The organism is Nonomuraea rhizosphaerae, from assembly GCF_019396405.1.
Taxonomy (GTDB): domain Bacteria; phylum Actinomycetota; class Actinomycetes; order Streptosporangiales; family Streptosporangiaceae; genus Nonomuraea; species Nonomuraea rhizosphaerae.
In genome coordinates, this window is record NZ_JAHKRL010000399.1 from 1 (window position 1) to 11,225 (window position 11,225).

At 72.2% G+C, this 11,225-nt stretch carries 8 protein-coding genes; all 8 read left to right on the top strand.

The window, feature by feature from the left end:
- Positions 1 to 756, top strand: a 756-nt coding sequence (locus tag KME77_RS20430; RefSeq protein WP_372451202.1) for an SLC13 family permease, incomplete at its 5' end; no start/stop codon positions are given.
- Positions 757 to 764: 8 nt separating this feature from the next.
- Positions 765 to 2,426 (top strand): thiamine pyrophosphate-binding protein, encoded by a 1,662-nt coding sequence (locus tag KME77_RS20435; RefSeq protein WP_219470162.1) that lies wholly within the window; start codon positions 765 to 767, stop codon positions 2,424 to 2,426.
- A 17-nt stretch (positions 2,427 to 2,443) separates the two neighbouring features.
- Positions 2,444 to 3,916, top strand: a complete 1,473-nt coding sequence (locus KME77_RS20440; RefSeq protein ID WP_219470165.1) for an aldehyde dehydrogenase family protein — start codon at positions 2,444 to 2,446, stop codon at positions 3,914 to 3,916.
- A gap of 139 nt (positions 3,917 to 4,055) precedes the next feature.
- Positions 4,056 to 4,541, top strand: coding sequence for a hypothetical protein (locus KME77_RS20445; protein ID WP_308250790.1), 486 nt, complete (start codon positions 4,056 to 4,058; stop codon positions 4,539 to 4,541).
- Complete coding sequence (locus KME77_RS20450) at positions 4,541 to 5,935, top strand: hypothetical protein (protein WP_219470167.1); 1,395 nt, start codon at positions 4,541 to 4,543, stop codon at positions 5,933 to 5,935. Before KME77_RS20445 ends, KME77_RS20450 begins: the two co-directional genes overlap by 1 nt.
- Positions 5,932 to 7,329, top strand: coding sequence for a VWA domain-containing protein (locus KME77_RS20455; RefSeq protein ID WP_219470169.1), 1,398 nt, complete (start codon positions 5,932 to 5,934; stop codon positions 7,327 to 7,329). Before KME77_RS20450 ends, KME77_RS20455 begins: the two co-directional genes overlap by 4 nt.
- A gap of 11 nt (positions 7,330 to 7,340) precedes the next feature.
- A complete protein-coding gene (locus KME77_RS20460) occupies positions 7,341 to 8,456 on the top strand; it encodes an ATP-binding protein (protein ID WP_219470171.1) in 1,116 nt (371 codons plus the stop codon).
- Positions 8,453 to 11,194, top strand: coding sequence for a DUF5682 family protein (locus KME77_RS20465; RefSeq protein WP_219470173.1), 2,742 nt, complete (start codon positions 8,453 to 8,455; stop codon positions 11,192 to 11,194). Before KME77_RS20460 ends, KME77_RS20465 begins: the two co-directional genes overlap by 4 nt.
- The last annotated feature ends 31 nt before the right edge of the window (positions 11,195 to 11,225 follow it).

Sequence of the window (11,225 nt, forward strand, 5' to 3'; positions counted from 1 at the left end):
GGGCGGGAGACCGCGCTCGCCGTGGCCGCGCCCGCCGGGGGTGGCGGGGGTGGCGGGGCCGCGCTGCCCGTCGACGAGCCCCCCGCCGACGGGTTGCCCGCCGACGGGCCGTCCCCTGAAGGGGCGCGCGCGCCGGAGAAGCCGTCCGCCGAAGGGCCGCGCGCCGTCGCGCCGATCCCGCTGGCCGCCACCCTGATCGCCATCGTGGCCGTCGGAGTCGGCGCGCTCGGGTTCGACCTGGAGATCGGCATGCTGGCCATCACCGCCGCCGTCCTGCTGCACCTGTTCTTCCCCTCCACCAGCAAGGGCGCGCTGGCCAAGGTGAGCTGGAGCACCGTCCTGCTGATCTGCGGCATCGTCACCTACGTCGCGTTGCTGCAGCGCATGGGCACGGTCAAGATGATCGGCGAGAGCGTCGCGGGCATCAGCACGCCCCTGCTCGCCGCGCTCCTGCTGTGCCTGATCGCCGGTGTCACCTCGGCGTTCGCCTCCAGCATCGGGGTGCTCGGCGCGATGATCCCGCTGGCGGTGCCGTTCCTGCTGAGCGGCGACATCGGGGTCACCGGCATGATCGTGGCGCTCGCGGTCTCGGCCACGGCGGTGGACGCCACGCCGCTGTCCTCGATCGGCGCGCTCACGGTGGCGAGCGCTCCCGAGAATGAGCGGGAGCAGTTGTACAAGGGTCTGTTCAAGTGGGGGTTCTCGATGGCACTGGTCGCTCCGCTCGCCACCTGGCTGATCTTCGTGGTCGTATGAGCGGCCGGATGACCGGGGCCGAGCTGGTCGTGGAGGTGCTGGCCGCCGAGGGCGTCTCCCAGGTGTACGGCATCCCGGGCACGACGATCATGGACCTGCTGGACGCGCTGGCCCGCCAGGACCGCATCCGCTACCTGTCCGTACGCCACGAGCAGGTCGCCGCCTCGCTGGCCGACGGCTTCTCCAGGGCCTCGGGCGAGCTGGGCGTCTGCGTGGCCTCGCGCGGCCCCGGCGCGACGAACCTGGCCACCGCGATCGGCAACGCCCACGACGAGTCCGTGCCGCTGCTCGCCCTGGTCGGGCAGGTGCCCGGGGACATCATGGGGCGGGCGGCGTTCGAGGAGCTGGACGTGGTGTCGCTGTTCCGGCCGATCACCAAGTGGTGCGTGGAGATCGGCCACGCCGAGCGCATCCCCGAGCTGCTCCAGCGCGCGGTCCGGCAGGCGGTGACCGGGCGTCCGGGGCCGGTGGTCGTGTCGCTCCCGCTGGACGTGCTCAAGGCCGAGGTGGAGGCCGAGCCGCAGCGCCGCTTCCGCCCCGGGCTGCCCCGGCCGTCGGCGCGGGACGCCGAGGCCGCCGCCCAGGTCCTCGCCGCCGCCGGACGCCCCGCCGTGATCGTGGGCGGCGGCGTGCGTACGGGCGTGTGCGCAGACGGTGGCGCGCGACCGGGCGCCGCGATCACCGAGCTGGTCGAGCGCCTGGACGCGGCCGTGGTCACCACCTGGGCGCGTCGCGACCGCTTCCGCAACGACCACCCCAACTTCCTCGGCGTCCTGGGCGCGGGCTCCTTCCCGGTCACCGACCGCGCGATCGGCGAGGCCGACACGGTGCTCGCGCTGGGCTGCCGGTTCTCGGAGTTCAGCACCAAGCGCTGGACGCTGCTGTCCCCGGGGACCCGGCTCGTGCACGTCGACATCGACCCGGGCGAGCTGGGCAAGGTCTATCCGCCCGAGGTCGGGCTGCACGCCGACGCGGAGCTGGCGGTGGCCGACGTGCTCACCCACCTGGACGAGCACAAGGCGGGCGGCTCCGGGTGGCTGGCCGGGTTGCGCGAGTCGTACGCGGAGGAACGCCGCTTCCCCTCGCAGACCGCCACGGAGGGGGTGTCCAGCGCCGACCTCACCACCGCGCTGGCCGGCACGCTGGACAAGCACGCCGCCGTCCTCGTCGTGGACGCGCCCAGCACCGGCGTCTGGATCCAGCGTTACGTCGACTTCACCCGCCCGGCCGGCCACTACGCGTCGGCGGGTGGCGCGATGGGCTGGGGGTTCCCGGCGGCGCTCGGCATCCAGCTCGCCCGTCCCGAGGAGCGGGTGATCTGCCTGAGCGGCGACGGCAGCTTCTGGATGGTGGCCCAGGACCTGGAGACCGCCGTACGCGAGAACATCCCGGTCGTCACCGTGGTCGCCAACAACTTCGCGTACGGCAACACGAGAGACCGCCAACGCAACGCCCACGAGTCCCGATATTTTGGGGTCTTCTATGACAACCCGGACCTCGCCGCGTTCGCCCGCCTGCACGGCGCCCACGGTGAGCGGGTGACCAGCGGAGAAGACCTGATCCCCGCACTCGAACGCGCCCTCGCCTCGGGCAGGCCGGCGATCGTCGACGTCGTCCAGGACCGGCACGAGGGCCTGCCCCCGGGCGTCACTCCCCTGCGGGCACGATGAGCTCCCCCGTGGGCACGATGAAAGGGACAGCCAAGATGCTGACCGAGTCCCCCTGGCTCATGCTGATCGGCGGCGAGCTGGTGCCCGCCGCGAGCGGCCGCGTCTACGAGGTCGTCGATCCCAGCACCGAGGAGCCGCTCGCCGCGGTCCCCGACGGCGGCGGCCAGGACGTCGAGCTGGCCTACCAGGCGGCGAAGCGGGCCTATCCGGGCTGGCGGGCGACGCCGCCCCGCGAGCGCGCCGGTGTCATGCGCGCCCTCGCCCGGCGGCTGCGCGACCACCGCGAGGAGCTGGCCGAGCTGGACGCGCGCGACCTAGGCAGCCCGTACAGGGAGATGCTGCTGGACGTCGAGCGGGCGGCGGACTCGCTGGAGCTGTTCGCCGACCACGCCCTGGACCTGAAGGGTGAGGTCATCCCGGCCAGCGCCGGGAACCTGCACTACACGCTGCGCGAGCCGTACGGGGTGGTCGGCAGGATCCTGCCGTTCAACCACCCGGTCATGTTCGCGGCCGGGAAGATCGCCGCCCCGCTGATGGCCGGGAACACCGTCATCGTCAAGCCCGCCCACCAGACGCCGCTGTCGGCGCTGCGCCTGGGCGAGCTGTTCGCCGACCTCCTGCCGCCCGGCGTGCTGAACATCGTGACCGGCGCCGGCCCCGAGCCGGGGGCCGCCATCGCGACGCATCCGGGCATCCGCCGCATCGCCTTCATCGGCGGCGAGCCCACCGGCCGGGTCATCCAGCAGGCCGCCGCGCGGGTCGCGGTCAAGCACGTCACGCTGGAGCTCGGCGGCAAGAACGCCATGGTCGTCTTCCCCGACGCCGACCTCGCCGCCGCCGCCGCGAGCGCCGTCAAGGGCATGAACCTGACCGCCAGCACCGGCCAGTCCTGCGGCTCCACCTCGCGGCTGCTGCTGCACGCCGACATCGCCGCCGAGGTGACCGAGCGCGTACGCGTCCTCATGGGCGCGCTCAAGGTCGGCAACCCGCTGGACCCCGCCACGGACGTGGGCCCGCTGGTCACCGCCGAGCACGCCGCCAGGGTGCTCGGCCACGTCGCCGCCGCCAAGGGCGAGGGCGCGACGGTGGCCACGGGCGGCGGGCGGCCCGCGCACCTCGACCGCGGCAACTTCGTCGAGCCCACGCTGTTGACCGGCGTGCGGCAGGACATGCGCGTGGCCAACGAGGAGGTCTTCGGGCCGGTGCTCAGCGTGCTGACGTTCGAGGACGACGACGAGGCGCTGCGCCTGGCCAACGCGGTCGAGTACGGCCTGACCGCCGCCGTGTGGACCCGGGACCTGGTGCGGGCGCACCGGTTCGCGGCGGGGTTCGAGGCGGGGTTCGTCTGGGTGAACGGCTCGTCCCAGCATTTCCCGGGAGTGCCGTACGGCGGCGTCAAGGCGTCCGGCGTGGGCCGCGAGGAGTGCCTGGAGGAACTGCTCGGCTTCACCCAGACGAAGGCGGTGACGGTGTTCGGCGCCGGTCACTGAGCGGGCACCCGCAGATCCCCGAACACACCCTGATTTGTCGGACGCCTCCGGTAAGTTTTGCGATCACTGATCGGCCGTTCGCACAGATGCCGCCGCATGGGCAGGCATCGGCGAGCCGCTGGGCTGGAGGTCGAAGGGCGTGAACGCGGACAGAACCGCGTGGGAGGAACGCAGCGTCGCACGGGTGGTCTCCCCCGTCCGGCCGCGCAAGCTGGCGAAGGTCCCCTTCGTCGAGATGGCAGACGGGCGGCTGCAAGGAGTCGTGTCGAGCGGCTCGGACATCGAGCGCGTGTACGTCTCGTCGATCGCCGCCGGGACGCTCACGTACAACTGCAGCACCAACAACAACCGGCCGTGCGGCGGTCTGTACGGGGACCCGTGCAAGCACCTGCGCTCGCTGGTCGACGAGGCGGTGCTGCAGTACGGGCTGGAGCGGGTCGCCGGTTACCTGAAGGCGGAGGTGCCCGAGAACGGCAGCCTCATTTACAGCATCCAGGGCGGCGTCGAGCGCAGCCAGGGGGCCGCGGTGTTCAGCCGGTTCCTGCGCCACCTGGCCTACCTGGAGCTGCCCGCCGCGAGCGGGCCGCTCCCCGAGCTGCACTGGTTCCCATCGGGGGTGAGCTGATGTTGAGCGTGCAGGTCGCCGAGCTGACCGGTGAGCCGCTCAAGGGCGTGAACGAGGCGCTCGATCTGGTGACGGGCTTCGACGACGCCCTGGTCAACGGCTTCGCCCGGCTCGGCGAGGAGCGCGCCGCCGCGCTGACCGCCCTGGCGGGCGCGATGGCGGCCACGCCGGTCGGCGGCCGGCTGGGGGAGGCGGCGGGCAAGGTCGCCGCGGGCTCCGTCGCCGAGGAGCACGTCACGGCGCTGGCCGGGGGGCGCACCGCGCTGCTCGGGGCGGTGCACGACGCGCTGCTGGGCAGCCTCGACGCCGCGATCGGCCGTACGCGGGCGTCGTGGGAGGAGCCGCCGGTCACGGCGGAGAGCGACAACCTGCTCAGCGGGTGCCGTTCCTGGCTGAGCGAGCTGGCGATCACCGGCTGGCGGGGCGTGGACCACGACCTCGCCGCCGCCGTGGACCAGACGATGGAGGCGCTGCTCGCCGAGCCGCGGCTGCGCCGGCTGGCGGTGCTGCTCGACGGCCTGGCGACGGAGCTGCGGGCGTCGAGCCCGGTCGCGGCCATGGAGAAGGTGCCGGCCAGGCGCTGGGCCGACCTGTGGGCGCGAGCCCTGCTGCTGACGCAGGCCGGCGGTCTGCCCCCGGCGGCGGGCGAGCCCGTGTCGGGGCGGCTGCTGCCGCTCGGCGTGGACGTGCACGAGCACGCCACGGCCGTCCAGGCGCAGGTCCACGCGATCTTCGAGCCCGCGGACGGCGGGCCGTGCCGCCTCGTCCGTACGAGCGTCGCGGCCATGAAGGTGGACACGATCGTCGGCACGGCCGTGTGGCGGCTGCTGACCGGATCCCCGGTGCTGCTCAAGGCGCTCGCGAACCACCTCAGCCTGGACATCAAGGACATGCCGCTGCTCAACAGCGGCGACCTGGTCTGGCACGACGACCGGGCGGCGCTGGGGGACCTGGCCGACCCGTTCGCCACGGCCAGGATCCAGCTCGGCGGCGCGCTCGCCCCGGCGGTGCCGCCGCTGGACCGCCACCCGGTGCGCATCGCCGAGCCGGTGCTGGTGGAGGGCTACACCGTGCCCAAGGGCGAGGAGGTCGTGTTCGACCTCGACGGCGCGCGGCTCACCGTGGACGTGGAACGGCTGCCGACCTGCGGCCCGCTCACCCCCGAGCTGGTACGCGGCTCCGAGTCCTGTATCGGGCTGGTGCGCTGGGACGGCGGACGATGGCTGCTCCAGCCGCTCGCGGTCCAGGGGACGGTCAAGAAGAAGCCGGTCACCGCGCACAACGGCGACTGGGCGGAGGGCGCCACCGACCCCAAGGTCGCCAAGGCCGAGGCCAGGAACGGCGACGCCGTGGCCGTGCTGCGCGAGCGCGCGGGACGGTTGCTGCGCAAATGACCACTGACTCCAATGACGAGCACAGGCGTCAGGTCCTCTACTGGCGCCTGCTGTCCCGGGTGTTCAACACCGACGAGCAGCCCTCGCTGGAGTCGGCCGGCGTCGCCATCGTGGACGACCTCGGCCTGCCGCCCGCCCTGCTCGACCCGTCCATCTCGGTGGACAACCTGGTCCAGCGCTTCCCCGATCTCGGCGCCGAGTTCGAGAGCCTGCTCGACCTGGACGACGCGGACCCGGACGGCGAGGACCCCGCCCAGCAGGTGCGCCGGGCCGCCCTGGTCTCCAAGCTGCTGCTCAACGTCTTCGCCACCGGAGCCGGCGACGTGTCGGCCACCCAGCTCGCGGCCTGGCAGCAGGACGCCGGCTGGTTCAAGAAGGCGCTCTGCGGACGCGGCTCCGGCGGCCAGGGCCAGAACGGCGAGGGCCAAGGCAAGGACCAAGGCGAAGGCGCGGCTGCTGGTGGCGGGCGTGGCCTGGGCACCGGCGGCGGCGGCCGGAGCATCGACGAGGCGGAGCTGAACAGGGTGCTGGGCGAGCTGGAGGGCGACCTCGTCCGCCGCATGCGCCTGCGCGAGGTCCTGTCCAACTCCTCGCTGGCCGCCCACCTGCGGCCCAGCATGTCGCTCATCGAGCAGCTCCTGCGTGACAAGGACAACCTGTCCGGCGTCGCGCTGGCCAACGCCAAGGCGCTGATCCGCAGATACGTGGACGAGGTCGCCCAGGTCCTGCGTACCCAGGTCGAGAAGACCAGCACCGGCAAGATCGACAAGTCGGTGCCGCCGAAGCGCGTCTTCCGCAACCTCGACCTCGAACGGACGATCTGGAAGAACCTCACGAACTGGAGCCCGGACGACGAGCGCCTCTACGTCGACCGGCTCTTCTACCGGCACACCGCCAAACGCACCACCCCGGCCAAGATGATCGTGGTGGTGGACCAGTCGGGCTCCATGGTCGACGCGATGGTCAACTGCACGATCCTGGCCTCGATCTTCACCGGGCTGCCCAAGGTGGACGTGCACCTGATCGCCTACGACACCCGCGCGATCGACCTGACGCCGTGGGTGAGCGACCCGTTCGAGGTGCTGCTGCGCACGACGCTCGGCGGCGGCACCGACGGCACTGCCGCGATGGCCCTGGCCCGGCCCAAGGTCGCCGATCCGCGCAACACCGTGATGGTGTGGATCTCCGACTTCTACGACAACCGGTCGCTGATCGACGACTTCACGTCGCTGCACCGCTCGGGGGTCAAGTTCATCCCGGTCGGCTCCGTCAACAGCTCGGGGTACGCCAGCGTGGACTCGTGGTTCCGGGAGAAGCTCAAGGACCTCGGCACCCCCGTCATCTCCGGTCACATCCGCAAGCTCGTGTTCGAGCTCAAGAACTTCCTCACCTAGGAGACCCTCGAATGTCCGACGAGATGCTGCGCGCCCCCGCCGAGATCAAGTACGCGGAGGAGCTCGACTGGCTGGAGTCGATCGACGACGGCCCCAAGCCGTTCTCGTGGCGGCTCAGCCCCCGCATGGTCCGCCTGTTCGTGCTCGGTTCCGAGCGCTCCGACGGGCTGGACCGGGAGATCCCGCAGAAGTGGTTCGGTGACCGCAGCTTTGTCGAGCGGAGCATCGTGACGCTCGCCTCCGACCGCGGCCTGCTGCTCATCGGCGACCCCGGCACCGGCAAGAGCTGGCTGGCCGAGCTGCTCTCGGCGGCGATCAGCCGCAACTCCACGCTGGTCGTCCAGGGCACCGCCGGGACCACCGAGGACCACATCAAGTACTCGTGGAACGTCTCCATGGTCATCGCCAAGGGGCAGTCACGCGACTCGATGATCCCCTCACCGATCATGACCGCGATGGAGAACGGCGTGATCGGCCGGTTCGAGGAGCTGACCCGCTCCACCAGCGACGTCCAGGACGCGCTGATCTCCATCCTGTCCGAGAAGTACGTCTCCATTCCCGAGCTGGACGACGACAACATCGTCTTCGCCCAGCCCGGCTTCTCGATCATCGCCACCGCCAACAGCCGCGACCGGGGCGTCAACGACCTGTCCTCGGCACTCAAGCGGCGCTTCAACTTCGTCCGCATCCCGGTGGTGACCAGCAAGACCAGCGAGGCGGAGATCGTCCGCTTCCGCACCACGGAGCTGCTGCACCGCCACCGCATCGAGCTGGACCTGCCGCCCACGCTGCTGGACATCCTGCTGCAGAGCTTCGCCGACCTGCGCGCCGCGGCGGCCTCGGCCAAGAGCGACGACGAGAAGCTGGAGTCGGCGCTGTCCACGGCCGAGCAGATCGGCGTGCTGGAGGACGCCATCCTGCACAGCCAGTTCTTCGGCGACAGCACGCTGCGGCCCTCGACGCTCGGCAGCTCGCTGGTCGGCTCGCTGGCCCGCCGCAGCCCCGAGGACCTGGCCATCCTCAACAAGTACTGGCACGGCGTCGTCGAGCCGCGCAGCAAGAAGGCCGGCGGCGACTGGACGGACTTCCTCGAGGGTGGCCGCAAGGCCATCAACACCCTCTCATGAGCCCGTTCGGGGCGCTGCGCGAGCAGCTGCTGGAGGCCGCCGCGGCGTTCGCGGGGGAGCCGGACACCCTGGCCGGGATCCTGTCGGGCCTGGTCGACGACGTGGACCGGGCGCTGAACGAGAAGCTGGAGATCTTCCCGGTCTGCCACCACTCGCCCGCCTCCGCGCTGGCGATGGCCCGGCGGCTGCGCGAGAAGCAGCCCAAGGTCATCTACCTGGAGCTGTGCGAGGACATGCGGCCGCTGCTGGACGAGCTGGCCCAGTGCAAGCTGCCGGTGGCGCTGCAGGCGTTCGCCACCGACGTGGACGGCTTCCCGCCGCAGTGGGAGCCGCTCTCCGTGGTGGCGCCGATCACCGAGTCGTCGGCCGAGTACCAGGCGATCGCGTACGCGCTGCAGACGCCCGGCGTCGAGCTGGTGCTGGTGGACCGCTCGGTGGACCACGTCTTCCAGTGGCTGCCGCGCGAGCGGGAGGAAGGGCGCAAGCCGGCCGAGGACGACGACTCGGCGCTGCACGGCGACGCCGTCGGCATCGAGATCGGCGACCTGCGGCCCGGCTTCGCCGAGCTGGAGGAGCACCTGCTGCACCACGGCAAGGTGCGCCACTGGTCGGAGTGGTGGGACCAGTACGTGGAGCAGCCGCTGACCGGCGCGGACTACGAGTCGTACCGGCAGGTCATGGTGCTGATCGGCAGCCTGTTCCGGCGCCTGCGGCCCAGCGGCGACCCGCGACGGGACCGCGACGAGGACCGCGAGCGGTACATGTGGACGCGCATGCGCGAGCACCTCGCCGAGACCGGCGCGAACCCCGCGGACTGCCTGTACGTCTGCGGCGCCTTCCACGCCGCCAGCCGGGTCGAGCAGTTCGGGCTCGACTCGGACGCGCCCTTCGAGATCACCCCCCGCACGGCCACGCGCTGGCTGTACGGGCTCATCCCGTCGAGCCACTCGGCCATCGAGGCCCAGTTCGGCCTGGCCTCCGGCTCGGTCTCGATCGCGGCCGCCACCTGGAACAAGGCGGTGACCCGCAGCGGCGTCACCCCGTACCAGCTGGCGAACCAGAAGAAAGGCCGCAAGAGCAAGCCGGTGGCGGTCAGCAACGAGCCCGTCACCGACAAGCTGTCCGGGTTCCTGTCCAAGCCGCCGGTGCTGGACGGCCTGGACGAGGCCGAGCTGCTCGGCTGGTCGGTGGACATCGTCCGGCTGGCCCGCCGCAACGGCTACATGTCGAGCACCGCCGACGCCATCGCGGTGTTCGAGACGTCGATCCTGCTGGCCGGGATGCGCAACCGCGGGCGGCCCACGCCGTACGACTTCCAGGACGCGGCGGTCACCTGCATCGAGAAGGACACGGTGCCGGGGCGGCGCGACATCCGCCGCCTGTGCGAGATCCTGCTCGGCGGCGACCGGATCGGCCAGGTCGGCTACCACGCCATGCCGCCGCTGGCCCGTGACGTGTTCGACCGGCTGGAGCCGCTGGGCCTCGACCTGAACAAGCGCACGGTCCAGCGGGCGCTCATGGACCTCAAGGCCGATCCCGACCTGGTCCCCTGCTCCGACCTGCTGTGGATCCTGCGGCACCTGCTGCCCGACGACGCGGTCCGTCCCATCATGGGCGCGCGGCGGCTGGGCGAGCGCTCCCTCCAGGAGAGCTGGGACCTGCGCATCGGCACCTACCAGCGCTCCATCATCGAGCTGGGGTACGAGGGCGTCACCGTCGAGCAGGTGCTGGAGCAGCGGCTGCGGCGCAAGGTCTGGGACGAGAAGGCGACGGCGGCGGACGCGCTGGAGGCCGTCGAGAACGCGATCCTGTACCTGAAGAGCCGGCGCTTCACCGACGAGCTCGGGGCCAGGGCCGTGGAGCTGCTGGCCGCCGAGCGGTCCGTGGACGACGCGCCCGAGGTGCTGCGCAGGATCAGGCGGCTGCTGGCGCACTACCGGGCGTCGGAGCCGGCGCTGCCCGCGTGGTGCGAGGCCTTCGTCACCGAAGGGTTCGCCCACTACTGCACGCTGCTGCCGACCGCCTTCGTGGACGAGGCCACCGGGGTGCGGCAGGTGTCGGCCATGCTCGGGTTCCTGTTCTCGATGGAGAGCCTGGCGCTGTCGCTCGGCTGCGAGCGGGCCCAGCTGGAGATCGCCGTACGGCAGTCGCACCCGGAGTCGCCGGCCAAGGTCGCGCTGCTGTGGGCGGCCACGTACATGCTGGGCACGCTGTCGCTGGCCGAGCTGCGTTCGCGGTGTGACGAGCTGCTGGACAACCCGCTGGTCGTGCCCGCGTTCCCGCAGTACATGACCGGGTTCGCGCAGGCCATGGAGCCGGCGCCGGCGCTGGCGTCCTTCGTGGTCGAGCTGATGTCCAAGGCGTTCGGGCGGCTGCCCGACTCGGTGCTGCTGCCGTGGCTGCCCGGACTGATCACCACGCTGCGGGAGCAGGCGGGCGAGATGGTGCCCGTGCTGGTGCGGGAGGCGGGGCGGACGTTCCCCGGGAGCCTGGCCGCGCTGGACCAGTGGACGCCGCCATGGCTGGCCAAGCCGGTGGCCGTCGTGGCGGCGGCTCCCTCGGGGCCGGTGTCGGACCTGCTGGCGGGCCACCCGGACGTGACGGACGCGGTGGCGGCGCTGCTCGGCTGCGAGGGCGGCTGGCAGGAGACGGCCGGCGCGCCGTCGGCGGGGGAGGCGGGCGAGCTGGTCTCCCGCCACCCGGACACCGCCGACGCGGTCGCGGGGCTGCTCGGCTGACGACCGCGCGCTGCCGCCGCCCGGGCGGCCC